The sequence below is a fragment of the Streptomyces sp. NPDC054783 genome, assembly GCF_053611725.1.
On sequence record NZ_JBSHAY010000042.1, the window covers coordinates 45016 to 62060 of the forward strand.

Sequence of the window (17045 nt, forward strand, 5' to 3'; positions counted from 1 at the left end):
GATCCGGGGCTCATATCGCCACCCCATCCTCTACGATATTCCATGGAAGTATGGAGGATGCAATGGCGGAGACCACGGCAACCGGCTCCAAGGCCCGGCTGTACGACGCGTTCGCGGCCAGCGGGAAGGCTCTGGCCAGCGGAAAACGCCTGGAACTGCTCGATCTGCTGGCCCAGGGCGAGCGAACGGTCGACGCCCTCGCGAAGGCGGCCGGGCTGAACCTGACGACCGCGTCGGCGCACCTGCAGACGCTCAAGCAGGCCGGATTCGTCGCCACCCGCCGGGAGGGCGTGCGCATCCACTACCGGCTCGCCGGCGACGACGTGGCCCGGCTTTTCGCCCTGCTGCGCAAGGTCGCCGACAACCACCAGGCCGCCGTGCCGGCCGCCCGCGACGCCTACCTCGGTGACGACGGCGCCGTGGAGGTCAGCCGCGAGGAGCTCCACGCCCGCGTCGCGGCGGGCGATGTGACGGTGCTCGATGTACGGCCGGCCGAGGAGTACCGGGCCGGGCACATCCCCGGCGCGATCTCCATCCCGGTCGGCGAACTGGCCGACCGCATCGACGAGTTGCCCGAGGACACCGAGATCGTCGTGTACTGCCGGGGCGAATACTGCGTCCTCGCCTACGACGCGGTCCGCCTCCTGACCGACCGCGGCCGACGCGCCATCCGCCTCAACGACGGCATGCTCGAGTGGCGCCTGGCCGACCTGCCCGTGGACGCTGCGTCCGGCGCACACGCGTGATGCGACCGGCGCTCGTGGCGGCGCGAGTCAGCTCGGGCTGAGGATCCGCCCTGTGCCACCGTGACCGGTATGTGCCACCGTGACACGCCGTCCGGTCGGGGACCGGGGGCTGCGGCCGGCGGACGGTCGGCTACGGCGTCTGCCGCTCGGCCGGGCCGATCCGGCGGCCCGTGAGGCTCGTGGGCCGGATCGACACCCACATCTCGCGACCACCGCTGGCCCATGGCGTGGTGTGGGCCTGCCGGGTGAGTCTGCGTACGGTGTCCGGGTCCGTCACGACGCTCGCCGGGCCGACGGCGAGGACGCTCCAGCCCTGGCTCAGGGCCTCGTCCACGTGATCCACCTCGAAGGCCACCTCCCGTTCGGCGGCCGCCGCGGCCACGGAATCGGGCGCGGTCCGGAAGACGATGGCGTCGTCGACCACGTCGTAGTTGACCGGGACGACGGCCGGGCGGCCGTCGGGCGTCGACACCGAGACGCGTCCCACGCCGTGCGTGGACAGCAGCGTGTGGCATTCCGCCGGGGTGAGGTCGCGCAGCTCGGCGTGGAGCAGTGCGTAGCCCTGACCGGGCGGGAGATCGATGCCCCCGCCGCGCAGAGCGGCGACCGTGGTGCCCAGCGCGTCGGCCAGCCTGACGAGCGTCGCCAGGGTCGGGTCGGCGGGCCGTTCCTCGAGATACGCCAGATAGTCGGGCGACATCCGGGCGCGGCCGGCCGTCTCCTCGCGGCTGAGGCCCTGCCTCCTGCGTTCGAGGGCCACGCGCCGGCCGATGTCACCGGGGTTGGCCGCCCCTTGCGGTGGGGCAGCGCGGGACACGGTGGTCACGTCGCCCGTGTCCTGTCGTGGCTCGCGCGCGGCCGCGGCCCGTTCGTGGTGCAGAGGACGGATGTGTGCGTCGGGTCCGGGGAACACCAGGGTCACTTCGTCCGTGTCCGACCAGTGCACGTCGTAGGGGGGTGTTCCGTCCGCGTGGTGGAGCCCCACGATCTCGCCGTCGCGCCTGGTGGCACCGGTCGCCGGACTCTCCACGATGAGCTGGTCGCCGAGGTGAGCTCGCATGGTCGCCGCCCTCTCCTCAGATTGGTGCTCTATCCAAACTCCCACGTGGGACACGTCGCCGCACGGGAGACGCGAGCCCCGTATCCCGCGAGATCCCACGAGTGATCAACTGATGCAGGTGCCGGCGCGGGGACGCCCGACGTCGTCCGTGCGAGGCTCGAAGACCGGGACCGGACTCCTGTGCTCGACGGTGCCGCCCAGGGTGTGCCGGGTTCACACGGGCCGTGCAGCGGGCCGGTGGGTGCTTTCACTGGGCGCCTGCACGGCCCGCATGTCACGTTCGGCGGCGCTGAGCAGCTGATGGGCGAGGTCGACCATGGCCCGGCCCGCCGCCAGTTCGTCGCCGATCTCCGGCACGTTCATGTCCGCCGGATGGCAGTGCGCGCTTCCGCGGGCGGAGAGAGCGGTGGTGCCGGTGTCCAGCACCACATGTGCCTTCGTCGTTCCGTCGTCGTCCTCGGAGAGGTCGAGGCGGACCCTCCACTGCGCCGTGTGCGACATGATGTTGCTCCTCGCCTCGGTCCCCTGCGACCGGTACGGCGTCCGGCCTCGGGCAAGCCGCTGGTCGGTCGCCCCTGTCCGTCCCACCATCGACCGGCGGCGGCCTCGGGTCACAGGGCCGAACGTCCCCGGGAGACCGGCGTCCGGCCCCCGGCGGACCGACCCGGCGCCCGCTCGGTCGCGTCCGCGTCGGCGGCGGCCGCAGTCGGCGGCGGCCGCCGTCGTCAGCGGTCATATCTGGGGAACGACCGCGACAGGGCACGGCGCGTGATGCAGTACCGCATGGTTGATCAGGCCCAGTTGCAGACCGGAATGCCCAAGTCGCCGAGGGGCGCCCACGACCAGCAGGTCCGCCCCTGTCGCGGCGTCCAGCAGCGCCCGGCGCGCCGGTCCCTCGACCACCTGCCGGCACACCGGGGTGTCGCGGTACCGTCCGGGCACGCCGCGCAGGGTGTCGTCGAGCACCTGAGCCGGCGGGCGTACGTGGGCGTCCAGGGGCCACGACGGGGCTTGAGGTGTCGTGCACGCACCCGGCGGTGCGCTCCAGGCATGCACGGCCACGAGGCGACAGTGGCGCACCTGGGCCTCTCGGCACGCGAACTCCACCGCTGTGCCGCTGCCGTGTTCGTCCTCGACTCCGACGACGACGCAGCCGAATCGGTCTCCCCGGTGCTCCTGTGCGCCGCGGACCACGACGACCGGGCAGTCGGCCCGCGCCGCCACGGCGAGGCCGACCGAGCCCAGGAGCATGCCGTCGAGGCCTCCGATACCCCGGGACCCCAGCACCAACGCGAAGGCATCGCGTCCCAGGTCGACCAGGGCGCAGGCCGCGTCCGCGTGGAGCACCTCGCTGGACAGCCGCACCGCGGGGGCACTCTTCCTGGCACGTGCCGAGGCAGCGCCGAGCACGCCGGCCGCGTCACGGTCCCCGGCCGCCGCATGCAGGAGATGCAGCGGCACGCCGTGCCGGACCGCCTCGGAGGCGCCCCAGTCGACCGCCTCCAGGCCGGCCTCGGATCCGTCGACGCCGACCACCAGGGGAATCGTCACCGCCCCCGTCTCCTCTCGTGCCGGACCCGGGCCGTCGGCCTCTCCGCCGGACGCACCAGGTCCCGCATGCGGGCGACGTCCGGACCGACCATCCGGCCGGCCCCGGTCACCGTCCCTTTCCAGCTTCTTACGGGGCTCAGGCCATCGCCATGCGACCCGTCGTCCACGACGGCTGCCGTGGCTCGCCCGCGAACCGGGGCCGCCGTGGGTGCGGGCACCGACCCGCTTCTGCACACAAGTCCTGCCTCGCAGGGCCCGGGGCGCCGGAGGAGAACGCGACGATCAGCGCGGTCCGGGCGGAGACGTCCTCCGGTCCGGCCCCGGCGCAGGAGGCGTACGAGGTGTTCGCGTGCGGCACCAGCACGGGCGCCCCGAAAGTCATGCGGGCTGCTCCGTCCTCGCCGCGGGGGCGGCCTCCGGGGTGGAGTCCTCCAGGGTGGAGATGTCGCCCTGGGGCAGGCCGAGTTCACGTGCCCGCAGCAGGCGGCGCATGACCTCGCCGCTGCGGGTGTGCGGCAGATGCTGGTCGAAGGCGATCTCGCAGGGCGCCACCGCCGGGCCCAGCCGTCGCCTGGCGAAGGCCAGCAGGTCCCGCCGGGTCGCGCTGCTCGCGTCGAAGCCCGCCCGCAGGGTGACAAACGCCTTGACGATGTTCCCGGCGACGGGGTCGGGCCGTCCGATCACCCCCGACTCCGCGACCGCCGGATGCTCCATCAGCGCGCTCTCGACCTCGAACGGCCCCACGAGGTGACCAGCCGACTGGATGACGTCGTCGGCGCGCCCGACGAACCAGTACCAGCCGTCGCGGTCGCGTCGCACCAGGTCGCCGGTGAGGTACCAGCCACCCGCGAAGGCCGCCGCACTACGCGGCTCGTCGTGCAGATAACCGCGGAACATGCTCGGCCGGCCGGCCCGGAGCGCCAACTCGCCCTCCACACCCGGCTCTTCCAGCACGGTGACGCGTCCGCCGGTGACCTCGGCCCGGTCGTCCGCCCCGCGCCGCAGCACCGCGGCCTCCACACCGGGCAGCGGGCGCCCCATCGACCCGGGGCGGATGTCGCAGCCGGCCAAGTTGGCGATCATGATGGCGCCGGTCTCGGTCTGCCACCAGTTGTCGTGCACCGGCAGTCCGAGCACGTCCCGTCCCCACGCCACAGCCTCCGGGGCGAGCGGCTCGCCGGTCGACGCGATGAACCGCAGCGCGCTCAGGTCGAAGGAGCGGGGCAGGTCGTGAGGCCCCGTCCTCGGTGTCGTCCGCATCAGCATGCGCAGGGCCGTCGGTGCCGTGTACCAGACGCTCACCCGCTGCTCGGCCAGGATGCGGTACCAGCGGCGGGCGTCGTAGTCGCCCTGGTCCACCACGACGCTCACGCCGTGCATGAGCGGTGCCACGATCCCGTAGGACATGCCGGTGACCCAGCCCGGGTGGGCGGTGCACCAGAACACGTCGTCCTGGTGGAGGTCGAGGGCGTACAGCGCGGACACGTAGTGGCCGACGGCCGCCTCGTGCACGTGCACCGCGCCCTTGGGGATGCCCGTCGTACCGCTTGTGAAGTGCAGCAGGGCCATGTCGTGCGGCGAGGTCGGCGGGATGGTGAAGCTGTCGGCGGCCTCGGCCGTCAGCGCGGCCAGGGGCACGGTGCCGGGCAGGTCGTCGGCGCCCTCGCCGACGATCAGCACATGGCGCAGGGCGGCGAGCCGGCGGCGTTGCCCGGCGATCTTCGCGCGGTACAGGTCCGCCGTGGTGACCAGCACCTGCGCGTCGCTCAACGTCACCCGCTGGAAGACCGGGTCCGGCCCGAAGGCGGAGAACAGCGGGCACAGGACACTGGTGTTCTTCAGCGTGCCGAGGACCACGGTGTACAGCTCGGGACAGGATCCCAGGAGCGTCACCACCCGGTCGCCGTAACCGATGCCGAGGCCGCGGAGGACGTTGGCGAACCGAGCCGTCGAACGGGCCAGCTCGCCGTAGGTCACACAGGTGACGGAGCCGTCCCGCCCGACACAGCGCAGCGCGACCGCCCTCGCACGGCCTGATGCAGCGTGCCGGTCGACGGCCTCGTGCGCGATGTTCAGTCCGCGCCCGCCGGGCAGCCCGTCCAGCATCGTCCGGGCCTCCGCCCAGGAGAAGCTCGCGCACTCCTTGTCGTAGTCGGCCGGACGGGGGGCGACTCGTGGCGGGACGTCCTTCCGGCTGCTCTCGCCTCGCATACCGGCCCCTCCTTCCCTCGGGCCTCCTTCGACCATCCGTCCTGGCGGTCCCGCCCGCACGGGGTCGAACGGCCCCCGCACGCCGCCGGACGGCTCGGGTTCACGGCTGCCCCGCCTGAGACGATGAGGGACAGGAACGGGCCACGCTCCCGGGAGGTGACGGGCATGACGCGTCGGCTCCGGCTCACGCTGCTGGGCGTGGGCGCCATGGCGTCCCCGCGTTTCGCCCCGGCCGGCCTTCTGGTCGCCTACGGCCGCCGGCGCGTCGCGTTCGACGGCGGGCCCGGTGCCCAGCCGCCCGAGGGTCGCCTGGACGCCTGGCTCGTCACCGACGAGCACGCCGAACTGCGCTCCGCCCTGCGGCATCTCGCCGCCGAGCGCGGGCTGGTGCCGCGCATGACGGACACGGACCTCTGCGAGCTGTGCATCCGCGCGCTGCCGGTCGCGCACACCTCCCGTCCCACCTGCGGTTACCGCATCGAGGGGGAGCCGGGGGCGGTGGTGTGGGCACCGGAGTTCTGGACCTTCCCGACCTGGGCGGCGGACGCGGACCTGATGTTCGCCGAAGCCTCGTCCTGGGACCGCCCCATTCGCTTCCGCGGCGGGGTGGGCGGTCACGCCCCCGTACGGGACGTCGGCGCGGAAGCGGCCCGCAACCGCGTCGGACGCCTGGTCTACGCCCACATCGGCCGCCCCTGCCTCCGGGCGATGGACGCCGGTCTGGCCCCCGAACACGGGGAGTGGGGCCGCGAGGGCCGTACGTACGTCCTCCCCCCACGCCGGCGAGCGCACTGATCGTCGCGGTTCCGCCCTGGTCGTGAGTGCCGACGCCGGAACGAGGGTCTCCCCGGCCACCGCCTACGACGAGCTGGTCATGGCCGAGGACGGCATGGTGGCGCGCCCGGACGGCGCGGCCTTCGGATCCGGCCGGTGAGGGTCACGACTCCCTTGTGCACCTGCGTCCGAGGTCCCCCGGCCCCTGGCCCTGCCGCCGTCCCGTGCCCTGGTCCGGGGGTCGGTCGGCCCCCGTAGGGGTCGTGTGGCCCCTGATGCCGCCCTCACCGCAGCGCCAGCCTGAAGACGGGACCCTCACCCTGGAGGCGGAGACCATGTCCGGAACCGTCACGGCAGGTATCGACGGCTCACCCGAGAGCCGGGCGGCGGCCGAGTGGGCGGCGCGTGAGGCGCTGCTGCGCGGCCTGCCGCTGAAGATCGTGTATGTCAGGGAGCCGGTGCCCAGGCGCCTGGCCCAGAACCCGCTGCTGGCCCCCGAGAGCTACCAGCACTGGGCCGATCAGATGATGTGGGAGTGCGCGGAAGGCATCCGGCTGCGTCACCCGGACATCGCGCTGGTCACCGAACAGCTCACCGGAACCGTGGCCGACGTCCTCTGCGAGGTGGCGGGTCGCGCCGAACTGCTGGTGCTGGGCTCACGGGGCCTCGGTGGGATCGGCGGGTTCATGGCAGGGTCGATGAGTCTGGCCGTGGTGGCCCGCGCCGAACGTCCGGTGGTGCTGGTACGGGCGGGGGAGCAGGCCGCGGACGAGCACGAGGCGGATCGCACGGGTGTGCCGTCGGCCGCGGCGCCGTTCCGGCCGGTCGTGCTCGCTGTCGACATCGACGATCCGGACGACACCGTGCTGGAGTTCGCCTTCTACGCCGCCGCACGCAGGAAAGGCCCCCTGCGGGCCGTCCACGGCTGGCCGGAGCCACCGACCTCCTTCTACCGCTTCGCCGGTGACGCCGAGCTCTACGACTCGCTCGCGCAGGGGCAGGCCGCCCTGCTGAACAAGGTGCTGCGACCCTGGCGGCAGAAGTTCCCGGACGTCGAGGTGATCGAGTCGAGCCGGAGCGGCAGCGCCGCGCAGAACCTCGTCGAGGACTCCCGCGACGCCTCACTTGCCGTCGTCGGCCGGCGCATCCGCACCGGCCCGTTCGGCGCCCGGATCGGGCATGTCGCGCACGCCGCGATCCACCACATCGCCGCCCCTGTCGCGGTCGTCGCGCACGGCTGACCGCCACTGCGAGGAGAAGGACCATGAAGGCATCGGCCACGCAGGCCTTCGACGAGTATCCGGACCTCCCGGTCGTCGTCGGTGTCGACGGCTCCGTGCCGAGCCTGCGCGCCGTGGAGTGGGCGGCCGACGAGGCGGCCCTGCGCGGGGCGTCACTCCGGCTGGTGCACGCATCCCACTGGGAGTGCTACGAAGGCACATCCCCGGCCCACGGGCTCGACAGGCCCTCGGAGTATGTGAGGGCGGAGGACATCGTCGACACCGCCGAGCGGCGGGCCCGGCACCGGCAGCCCGGTGTGAAGGTCACCACCGACGTGCTGCCCGAGGAGGCGGAGTACAGCCTGATCCGGGAGAGCCACGAGGCTCTTGCGCTGGTGCTGGGCTGCCGTGGCCGCAGCGGTATGGCGGAGGCACTCCTCGGCTCCGTCAGCGTCACGGTGGCCGGACACGCGCACTGCCCGGTGATCGTGCTGCGCGGCGGCCGTCACTACGAGATGCGCTCCGGTACGGGCGGTGGGATCGTCCTGGGCGTACGCGAGAAGCCGGCCGGCTCGGCCGCCGTGCAGTACGCGGTCGAGGAGGCCCTGCTGCGCGGGGTCCCGCTGGAGGGCGTACGGGCCTGGCGCAGGCCCGTGTCCGCGGCCACCGGGAGCCTGCTGATCATCGCGGAACCGGCCCGCCTGCAGGAGCAGCAGGCCGTCGAAGCGGTGGCGGAGGCGCTGCGGGAGGCCCCGGCCTGGTTGCGGACCCGGCCGCGTACGGTGGAGGGCCCGGCCCGCGACGCCCTGCTCGCCGCCTCCCGCGAAGCGGACCTGCTCGTCGTGGGCGCCCGGCGCCGTCAGGGCCACGTCGGGCTCCAGCTCGGCCGGGTCGCCCACGGCGTGCTCCACCACGCCGCCTGCCCGGTGGCCGTCGTACCCGAGCCTGCCTGAGCCCGCACAGGGGGTCTTCGCGTGCTCTTCGCCAAGGCTGGGCCGAGTGGCCCCGCACCCGGCGCCGAGCCTGGGGCCAATGGCCCGCGGAGGGGCCGTGCGGCCCCATGACAGGGGCCGCCGGTCCAACGAGCGTGAAAGGGGCGCGGGGAGCGACACCAGCGCCGCAGGAGAGGGATGACCGGGCCGTACGCGCGGCACGAGGAGGCAACCGTGAACGAGCAACTCTCGGTGCGGAGCCTGATGGATGCTGCCCCGTACTCGATCGGGGACGACGAGAGCGTGCTGATGGCGTGGGAGGTCATGGAGAGGTCCGAGCAGCCCCACCTTCCGGTGGTCCGTGGGGACGGCTGCTGCGCCGGGCTGCTGGACCGCGCCGAACTCGCGGTGGCCTGCGCCGCCGCGGCCGCCACGCTGTCCCGCCGCAAGGTGCGCGAGCTGGTCCACGCCCGCCGGACGGTCACGGTCCACCCGGAGGAGTCGGTTCTGCGCGCGGCAGCCGTGATGACCGAGGAACACCTCGACGCCCTGCCGGTCACCGATCCCCGCGGGCGGCTGGTCGGCGTGCTCACGGCCCGGGACTACGTGGCCGCCGCCGCGGGCCTGCACAGCGGCGCAGGGTCCGGCAGCAGGAGTCCCGCACGGGCCACCCTGGACGGACTGCCGCCTCGCCGCCCTGCTCAGCAACGCGGAATCGTCATTCCGTAGCGGTTCCATCCACTCCGGTTCCACTCCGGTTCCACTCCGGTTCCACTCCGGTTCCACTCACGAAGCCGCTCACCCAGAGAGGAAGGCTGACGTCATGGTATGGGCATCATGGACCACCCCCGGGGTCTTCACCGGCCGGGGCGGCGCGCGTACCGAGGAGGCGGGGATCGTCGTCGGCGACCTGACCGTCCACACCACCTGGGACGGCAACGAGGCCGACGTGGCGGTGCAGTACACGGGCACCTCCGAATGGTTCACCCTCACCGGAAGTCCCGTGCCCTGCGGTTCCGAGGCGTACAGCCGGCAACTGCACCAGGCTGCCGTGGACGCGGTCAAGGCAGGCGGCGGCACCACCGTCCCCCACCTCTGAGGCACCGGGTGTGACCCGCGGTGCGTGCCGGTGCCGTACGCCGGGCCGGCCCGCCCACAACTCGCCCGGACGTAAAACCGATTGCCGCCTCGCCGCCCGGTGCGCATCCTGCTGGGATGCGGTTTTCCATCAACATCCCCAACTTCGGCGACTTCGCCGATCCCCGTAACGTGGCGACCGTGGCGGCCGCCGCCGAAGACGCCGGCTGGGACGGCCTGTTCGTCTGGGATCACGTACTGCACCGACAGCACCAGGGCCGCCCCTTCGGGGACCCCTGGATGCTGCTGACCGCCGCCGCGCTGGCGACCTCCCGGATCCGGCTGGGCACCCTGCTGACGCCGGTCCCGCGGTACCGGCCGCAGCAACTCGCCCGCCAGGTGGCCACCTTGGACCACCTCAGCGGCGGCCGGGTGATCTTCGCCGCAGGCCTGGGAGGCCCGATCGAGGACGAGTACCGCAGCTTCGGCGACGCCGCCGACCCGCGCCTGCTCGCCGAGCGGCTGGACGAGGGACTGGAGTTGTTGCGGCGGTTCTGGTCCGGCGAGCCGGTGGACCACCACGGCCGGCACTACGAGGTGCGGGACGTGACGCTCGTGCCCGCCACCGTCCAGCGGCCCGGTCCGCCGGTGTGGATCGGCGGGTTCTGGCCGCGCCGCCCGCCCATGCGCCGTGCGGCGCGGTGGGACGGCGCGGTGCCGCTCTTCGAGACGGCCCGCCATGGACACGTACCGGATGCGGCGGAGGTACGGGAGCTGGTCGCCTACGTGCGCAAGCAGCGTACGGCCGGAGCCGAGCGCCCCTTCGAGTTCGTGCTCGGCGGTGCCACGCCCCCGGAACCGGCCGGGGCCAGGGACGTGATCGGCCCGCTGCACGACGCCGGCGCCACCTGGTGGGACGAGCGCCAGATCCAGACCGGCCCCGACCTGGACCGTCTGGCACCGGTCCTGCGCCGCATCGAGGCGGGCCCGCCGCGGCTGTGACCCGCTACGCCCGACTCTTCCCGACCCGCCGCTCGGTCCTTGACTCACTCGGCGGTGTCGGTCCGGCCGGTGGGGGAGTGTGCGTGGCGCAGGGCGTGCAGGTGAGCGAAGTCTTCGGAGAGGATGCCCATCACGACGAGATCGCTGTGGCGGCCGCCGAGGAACACGCGGTCGCGCAGCCGGCCCTCCTCGACGAAACCCAGCCGTCGGTGCAGCGCCAGCGACGGCTCGTTGTGCGCGAAGATCCTCGCCTCGCACTTGTGGTAGCGCCGCTCGGCGAACATGAAGCGCAGGAGCAGTACCGCGGCCTCCGCCGCGTAGCCCTTGCGCCGGTGATCAGCGCCGATCGTGAGGCCGTACTCGAACCAGCCGGATCGGGGGTCGGCGTGGTACGAGCCGACGGCACCGACCAGTTCACCCGTGTCGACGGCCTCGACGGCCAGCTGGAAGCGGTCGCCGTCCGGCGCGGCGGTGGCCTGTTCCCTGGCCCAGGCGCGGAAACCCTCGGCGGAGCGCGGTGGGTTCAGCAGGTCCCCCAACTGCTCCTCGTCCTCGGCGAACCGCATGAACCCGGTCCAGTCGTCGGGCTCGATACCGCGCAGTCGTATGTGCTTCCCGGTCCAGAATGACGTCATCACGTCATGCGATCACGGTGGAGCGCGGGACGTCCACGGCATTTCGCCCTCTCGGACAGCCCGTGGCCCGGCATGTCACGGGGCTGTCCAAGGAGGCTGCTGCGCCGGCCCGTTGCGGGCTACGGCTTCCGGGCGAGGCCGCCGTGCTCGGCTATGACCTCCGGGGCGGTCGAACCGGGCTCCGGGCGCCACTGGGTGACCGGGACGACGCCGGGCTCGATGAGTTCCAGGCCGTCGAAGAAACCGGTGATCTCCTCGACCGTACGCAGGTTGTACGGGACGGCGCCGCTGTCGTTGTAGGCGTCCTGGGCCTGCTCGAAGACCGGGTCGATGCCGCGCGAGCCGTCGTTGATGGAGAGGTGACTGCCCGACGGCAGGGCGTCCATCAGGCGGCCGGCGATGGAGCGGGCCTGATCGTGGTCGCCGACGTGTCCCAGGATGTTGCTGAGGATGAGCGCGACGGGGCGGCCGAAGTCCAGCGTCTCGCCGGCGGCCTCGAGGATGCGTTCCGGGGCGGTCACGTCGGCATCGATGTAGGCGGTCGCGCCCTCGGGGGAGGAGTAGAGCAGGGCGCGGGCGTGCGCCAGGACCATCGGGTCGTTGTCGACGTAGACGATCCGCGCCTCGGGAGCGAGCCGTTGGGCGACCTCATGCGTGTTGTCGGCGGTCGGCAGTCCGGTGCCGACGTCCAGGAACTGCCGGATGCCCGCCTCCTGGACCAGATAGGTGATGCTGCGGCGCAGGAAGGCACGGCTGCTGCGGGCGATGGTGACGATGCCGGGGAAGACCGCGGTGTACGCGTCGCCGGCCTCCTCGTCGACGGCGTAGTTGTCCTTGCCGCCGAGCCAGTAGTTCCAGATCCGGGCGGAGTGCGGCACCGACGTGTCGATCTTCTGGCCCATCGCCGTCTCGGGCGTCGTCGCGGGATCGGTCATGAGTCGTGTCCGTCTTTCAGTGAAGGCATGCCAGGGCGTGGATCGTTCATCGCACAACCTACGTCCCAACACCCGCCTCTCGCCCAGGGGTTCGGGGTGTACGCCGTCGGACGGCGGGGTGCGGGTACGGCAGGTCGCGTGCCGGCCGGCACCTCGCGCTGCGAGCGTCGCTCACCTCTCGCAGGCCGTCTCCGTCGCCGGTGTGTCTGTGGCCGTGCCCTCCCCGCGCAGTTCGACGCAGCACGCATCGGGCCGTGGGGCCAGCACCGCCGCGGTCCTGTCGCTGCCCAGGCCGTGCAGGTAGCCCGCGAGGAAGGCCTGGTTGACCCGGCAGATCAGCTCCGGTGCCTTGGCGGCCAGGGGATGGAAGGGGCAGTTGCGCAGTCGTACCAGGGTGGGTGTGCTGCGCTCCGGCTCGAAGCCGAAGTCCTCGAGGGCCTGCGCGGCAAGGCTCAGTCCCCGCTCCGCGCCGAGCCGCCCGGGGCGTACGCGCCGGCGTTCGTCACCGCCCAGCGTCTCCCCCCGGCGGTAGGCCACCCGCAGTGCGGCATCGCCGGCCGATTCGCCCTGGGTCTCGGTCAGTACGGCTTCGGTGAGGACGTCCGCCAGCATCTCGTAGCGGCGCTCGGGGATGTGCACGGCGATCGCCGTGGCCACCGGTTCGTACACCTTGGGCCGGCGGCCCACCTTGCGGATACCCGCGGGCGGTTCCACGCCGGTCTGGAGCAGCCCCGCTGTCACCAGCTTGTCCAGGTGGAAGGCCGCGAGTTTGCGGGAGATGCCCAGGCTGTCGGCGACCTCCTCGCGTGTCACCGGTCGCCGCGCCTGCCGGATGAACTCGAACATGCGGCGGCGCGTGGCGTCGCCGAGGGCGGCCAGAGAGGTCAGCGAAGTGTGATCCAGACCCACCTCGGCAGTGTATCGACCCCCAGTTTGGGCGAAAAGTTCCGCCCGGCCGCCGGGCGTCCTGCGGGGCCGGGAAGCCCCGGGGCCGGGAACCCCACGGGGCTTGGCCCCGGGGGACCCTCGCTGTCCGGCCGGCCGGAGTCGCGCGCCGTCAGCCGAGCTGGAAGGTGGCCTCGACCGGATAGTGGTCGCTGGGAGCGTTGGTGTCGGTCTGGCCCGTGGTCCAGCCGGACTGGGGGTCGAAGTCGACCTTGACGGTGGACATCGCGGCCGGCGTCGGGCGGCCCGGCGTGTTGAGATAGCCGAGGTAGTCGAGGTCGTCCCGGTAGTCCTTCGGGAAGGACTCGATGCCGGACATGTACTGGCACCAGGTGGAGACCGGGCAGTCCATGGTCCGCAGGGTCTGGCCGGCGTCGGTGGCCGGGGTGCCGAGTACGCCGTTCACCGCGGTCTGGGCGTTGGTGTAGTCACCGCGCGCCCGGCCGCCGTAGTACTCCACGTTGAGGTCCCCGCCGATCAGCACCGGCGCGGTCGAGCCGGCGATGCCGTCCACCCAGGTGCGGATCTCGCCGAGCTGGGCGAGCCGGGTGGACTGGGTGGTGTCCGTGGAGGTGTCGGACTCGTCGGCCTGCAGATGGGTGCCGACCACCCAGCTCTTCACACCGTCCTTCTCGATCTGCACCAGTGCCGCGCCCTTGTTGGCGTGGTAGTCCCAGGTGCCGTAGGTGGAGTTGCTGAAGACGTGGGCGTACTGGGCGGTGATCGGGTACTTGGAGAGGATCATGGTGCCGCCGTTGATGACGAACCACGAGTTGGAACAGTCACCGCTGATGCCCGTCCAGCCGCCGCCGGAGCAGGTCTGGCCGACGACGGGGGTGTGGTACGGGTAGAGATCGGCGAGCTTGCTGGTGATGTCGGCGGTCGAGCTGTTGTTGAAGTCCTCGTCCAGCACCACCACGTCCGCGCTGTGCTTGCGGATGATCGACTCGATGGTCGGGGTGCGCTGGGCCGCCTTCTCGTTCTGGGTGCTGTCGACGATCGCGGTGCCGAGGTCGACGTTCCAGGCGAACACCGAGAGGCCGGTGCCCGTGCCGGTGCCCGCGCTCGCGGCGGGGGCCGCGTAGCCGCTGAAGCCGAGCAGCAGAGCTGCCGCTGCGGAGGTGAGGGCGGTAGCTGTACGACGCGAGACCATGCGCTCTCCTGGTGAGGTGGGTAGTCCCCGGCCGCGACCGATTGCTCGATCGCGTACATGACAGGGCGCACTCTAGGGTGGCCGCCGCTACGGCCGGGGGAACTTCTTCCGATCCCCTCATGGAGAAAAGGTGTCTGGACAAGTTCACCCTGCGAGGAGGGAATCCGACCGGCCGGAGCCTCCGCTCGCATCAGGCCTGTACGCACCGCCCCTTGGACCGGACCATGCCGGGAAGATGCCGCCTAGGGTGGGTGTATGGGCGGCGTGGTGACGCTGTTTCTGTGCGGTGACGTGATGCTCGGGCGCGGCGTCGACCAGATCCTTCCGCACCCCGGAAGCCCGGTGCTGCGCGAGGGTTACGTCACGGACGCCCGGTCGTACGTGGAACTGGCCGAAGCGGTCAGCGGTCCCATCCCGGCACCGGTCCACCCCGCCTGGCCGTGGGGCGAGTCGCTGCCGCTGCTGGAGGAGGCCGCGCCGGATGCCCGGATCGTGAATCTGGAGACGGCCGTCACTTGCAGCGACGCGTTCGTACCGGGCAAGGCGGTCCACTACCGGATGCACCCGGCCAACCTGCCCGCCCTGACGGTGGCCCGGCCCGACGTGTGCGTCCTGGCCAACAATCATGTGCTGGACTTCGGCCGGCCGGGCCTGGAAGAGACGCTGGACTCACTCGCCGGCGCGGGCCTGCGGACGGTGGGCGCGGGGCGTGACGCCGACGAGGCCCACGCGCCCGCGGCGGTTCCCGTCGGGCCCGGCCGCCGCATCCTGGTCTTCGCCCTCGGAACACTGTCCAGCGGCGTCCCGCCCGACTGGGCCGCGACCACGGACCGCTCCGGAGTCGCCTACGCCGCCGAGCTGTCGTCGGCGGAAGCCGAGGCGGCCGTCCAGCGTGTACGGCGGGACAGGCGGCCGGGCGACATCGTGGTCGTGTCGGTGCACTGGGGCTCCAACTGGGGCTACCTCGTCCCCCGCGACCAGACGCGTTTCGCGCACACCCTGGTCGACGGCGGCGTCGACATCGTCCACGGGCACTCCTCGCACCACCCGCGCTCCGTGGAGGTGTACCGAGGCCGGCTGATCCTCTACGGCTGCGGCGACTTCATCGACGACTACGAGGGCATCACGGGCTACGAGGAGTACCGCGACGACCTGCGACTCGGCTACCTCGTCTCGGTGGAGGCGGACACGGGGCGCCCGACCGGAGTGCGGATGTTCCCCTGGCAGGCGCGGCGGATGCGGCTGGAGCCCGCCGAGGACGGGGACCGCGCCTGGCTGTGCTCGACCCTCGACCGGATCAGCCACGTGCACATCGCGCTGGAGGCCGACGGCACGCTCGGCGTCGTGGAGGGGTTCGCGGGCACGGGCCGGTGAGGCGCCGGGCGTCACGCGGTGCAGTGGGGGTGAGCCGGAGAGTTGCGGGTACCCGACGGCCGGCGGACGTTCCCTGAGGAGATGACTCGGATGCTGTTCCTCGGACTGCTCCTGCTCGCGGGCACGGGTGCCTTCACCGCCCTGGCGATCGTCGGCAACCTGTCCGGCGGCCCCGACTGCACCGTCTCCGTCCTCGACCACGACATCGCCTCGATGAACGGCCTCGCGCTGTTCAGTTCGGGGCTCGCGCCGGCGCTCGTCTTCTGCCTGGGCCTGGCGATGACGGCCATGGGCGGCACCCACCGCCACCGCCACCGCCGCCCCCGCCTTCCCGGCGGACGCCGGACGCAGGATGCGAGCACGCTCGGCGGGATGACCGGGGCGGCCGGACCGAGGGCGCGCGCCTGACGGCCGTGACCCTCTGCTGTTCGTCAACCCCCTGCTGCCCGTCCGGCGCCGATTGAAAGGCCAACAAGACAGCGCCCCGCACCTCGTGCACCATGGCTGAAGGCCTAGTTGGGACAATGGATGTGATCGTGCGCCGCGGTATCGGCGCCGCCACCGGAGATCCGCCGAGTCCCCTGGGGTGGTGAACTGCACCATGCTGCTACCGGCGAAATCCGAAGTGCGCCGCCTGCTGCGACGCTACCGGGTGTGCGAACGCGCCATGGTCGCCGCACCCGCCGATCTCGCGTCGCGTGCCGCCTTCGAGGACTTGGGCTACACGCTGTGCGTGCTGATGGGCGAGCGCAACCCGCGGGAGGCGGCCGCCGCAGCCCGGCGCTATCTGTGCACCGACCTGGTCACCTACCTGAGGGAGCGGAACGGGCGGATTCGGGCGGCCTCCGTCGGCCGGCGGTCGCGCCGGTCCACTGCGACGACCCAGGACTCCCGGGCGGGCTGACTGCTCGCACCGGCACAGCCGTGAAAGGGACGAGCGATGACGACTGCGAAGGACATCATGCACCCGGGCGCCCAGTGGATACCCCGGCACGAGACGCTGGACCGGGCCGCGCAGATGATGCGGGACCATGAGGTGGGCGCACTTCCGGTCAGCGACCCCGACAACGGCGATCGCATGTGCGGCATCATCACCGACCGCGACATCGTGGTGAAGTGCATCGCCTCGGGGCACGACCCCGCGCGGGTGACGGCCGGTGACCTGTGCGAAGGCACCCCGCGCTGGGTCGACGCCGCCGCCGACATCTCCGACGCCCTGCGGGAGATGGCGGGCCGCCAGATCAAGCGCCTTCCCGTGGTGGAGAACAAGCGCATGGTCGGAATGATCAGCGAGACCGACATCGCCCGGCACCTCACCGACGACCAACTCGCGGAGTTCGTCCATCGGGTGTACGCCCCCGCCTGATCGCGGAAGGCACTCGGCACTCCGTGGGCGACGACTCGGCCGCGTACGCCGGCTCCGGTCACAG

The 17045-nt window shown here is 72.3% G+C and carries 19 protein-coding genes; 11 read left to right on the plus strand and 8 right to left on the minus strand.

Annotation, left to right across the window (positions count from 1 at the left end; translation table 11 throughout):
- Positions 1–62 precede the first annotated feature (62 nt).
- Positions 63–746, plus strand: a complete 684-nt coding sequence (locus ACWGJ5_RS40960) for an ArsR/SmtB family transcription factor (protein ID WP_453314697.1) — start codon at positions 63–65, stop codon at positions 744–746.
- Positions 747–876: 130 nt separating this feature from the next.
- On the opposite strand, the gene ACWGJ5_RS40965 is transcribed toward ACWGJ5_RS40960, so the two are convergent.
- From ACWGJ5_RS40965 to acsA, 4 genes are all read right to left on the minus strand, one after another.
- A complete protein-coding gene (locus tag ACWGJ5_RS40965) occupies positions 877–1806 on the minus strand; it encodes a pyridoxamine 5'-phosphate oxidase family protein (protein ID WP_453314698.1) in 930 nt (309 codons plus the stop codon).
- 213 nt (positions 1807–2019) lie between these two features.
- A complete protein-coding gene (locus ACWGJ5_RS40970; RefSeq protein WP_453314699.1) occupies positions 2020–2307 on the minus strand; it encodes a dsRBD fold-containing protein in 288 nt (95 codons plus the stop codon).
- 231 nt (positions 2308–2538) lie between these two features.
- Complete coding sequence (locus tag ACWGJ5_RS40975) at positions 2539–3357, minus strand: universal stress protein (RefSeq protein WP_453314700.1); 819 nt, start codon at positions 3355–3357, stop codon at positions 2539–2541.
- A gap of 378 nt (positions 3358–3735) precedes the next feature.
- On the minus strand, positions 3736–5568 hold the full coding sequence (acsA, locus tag ACWGJ5_RS40980; RefSeq protein WP_453314701.1) for an acetate--CoA ligase: 1833 nt from the start codon (positions 5566–5568) through the stop codon (positions 3736–3738).
- 165 nt (positions 5569–5733) lie between these two features.
- Between acsA and ACWGJ5_RS40985 the strand changes: the two genes are divergently transcribed.
- From ACWGJ5_RS40985 to ACWGJ5_RS41010, 6 genes are all read left to right on the plus strand, one after another.
- Complete coding sequence (locus ACWGJ5_RS40985; RefSeq protein WP_453314702.1) at positions 5734–6363, plus strand: hypothetical protein; 630 nt, start codon at positions 5734–5736, stop codon at positions 6361–6363.
- A gap of 314 nt (positions 6364–6677) precedes the next feature.
- A complete protein-coding gene (locus tag ACWGJ5_RS40990; protein ID WP_453314703.1) occupies positions 6678–7583 on the plus strand; it encodes a universal stress protein in 906 nt (301 codons plus the stop codon).
- Positions 7584–7606: 23 nt separating this feature from the next.
- Positions 7607–8515: a universal stress protein gene (locus ACWGJ5_RS40995; protein ID WP_453314704.1), complete on the plus strand. Its 909-nt coding sequence runs from the start codon at positions 7607–7609 to the stop codon at positions 8513–8515.
- A gap of 213 nt (positions 8516–8728) precedes the next feature.
- Positions 8729–9223, plus strand: coding sequence for a CBS domain-containing protein (locus ACWGJ5_RS41000; protein WP_453314705.1), 495 nt, complete (start codon positions 8729–8731; stop codon positions 9221–9223).
- Between the two features lie 94 nt (positions 9224–9317).
- On the plus strand, positions 9318–9593 hold the full coding sequence (locus ACWGJ5_RS41005; RefSeq protein ID WP_453314706.1) for a hypothetical protein: 276 nt from the start codon (positions 9318–9320) through the stop codon (positions 9591–9593).
- 116 nt (positions 9594–9709) lie between these two features.
- Complete coding sequence (locus ACWGJ5_RS41010; protein ID WP_453314707.1) at positions 9710–10573, plus strand: LLM class flavin-dependent oxidoreductase; 864 nt, start codon at positions 9710–9712, stop codon at positions 10571–10573.
- Between the two features lie 44 nt (positions 10574–10617).
- Here ACWGJ5_RS41010 and ACWGJ5_RS41015 read toward each other — a convergent pair whose 3' ends face one another.
- From ACWGJ5_RS41015 to ACWGJ5_RS41030, 4 genes are all read right to left on the minus strand, one after another.
- Complete coding sequence (locus ACWGJ5_RS41015) at positions 10618–11208, minus strand: GNAT family N-acetyltransferase (protein ID WP_453314708.1); 591 nt, start codon at positions 11206–11208, stop codon at positions 10618–10620.
- Positions 11209–11327: 119 nt separating this feature from the next.
- Positions 11328–12143: an SAM-dependent methyltransferase gene (locus tag ACWGJ5_RS41020; RefSeq protein ID WP_453314709.1), complete on the minus strand. Its 816-nt coding sequence runs from the start codon at positions 12141–12143 to the stop codon at positions 11328–11330.
- 171 nt (positions 12144–12314) lie between these two features.
- Positions 12315–13052, minus strand: coding sequence for a helix-turn-helix transcriptional regulator (locus ACWGJ5_RS41025; protein WP_453314710.1), 738 nt, complete (start codon positions 13050–13052; stop codon positions 12315–12317).
- A 148-nt stretch (positions 13053–13200) separates the two neighbouring features.
- Positions 13201–14241 (minus strand): sphingomyelin phosphodiesterase, encoded by a 1041-nt coding sequence (locus ACWGJ5_RS41030; RefSeq protein WP_453314711.1) that lies wholly within the window; start codon positions 14239–14241, stop codon positions 13201–13203.
- 255 nt (positions 14242–14496) lie between these two features.
- On the opposite strand from ACWGJ5_RS41030, the gene ACWGJ5_RS41035 reads away from it, so the two are divergent.
- The 4 genes from ACWGJ5_RS41035 (at position 14497) to ACWGJ5_RS41050 (ending at position 16981) form a co-directional block, all read left to right on the plus strand.
- Positions 14497–15615 (plus strand): CapA family protein, encoded by a 1119-nt coding sequence (locus ACWGJ5_RS41035; protein WP_453314712.1) that lies wholly within the window; start codon positions 14497–14499, stop codon positions 15613–15615.
- Between the two features lie 81 nt (positions 15616–15696).
- Positions 15697–16023: a hypothetical protein gene (locus ACWGJ5_RS41040; protein WP_453314713.1), complete on the plus strand. Its 327-nt coding sequence runs from the start codon at positions 15697–15699 to the stop codon at positions 16021–16023.
- A gap of 193 nt (positions 16024–16216) precedes the next feature.
- Positions 16217–16519: a DUF5133 domain-containing protein gene (locus ACWGJ5_RS41045; RefSeq protein ID WP_453314718.1), complete on the plus strand. Its 303-nt coding sequence runs from the start codon at positions 16217–16219 to the stop codon at positions 16517–16519.
- 36 nt (positions 16520–16555) lie between these two features.
- The gene (locus tag ACWGJ5_RS41050) at positions 16556–16981 is read left to right on the plus strand and encodes a CBS domain-containing protein (RefSeq protein WP_453314714.1); all 426 of its coding nucleotides are present in this window, start codon (positions 16556–16558) and stop codon (positions 16979–16981) included.
- Positions 16982–17045: the final 64 nt, after the last annotated feature.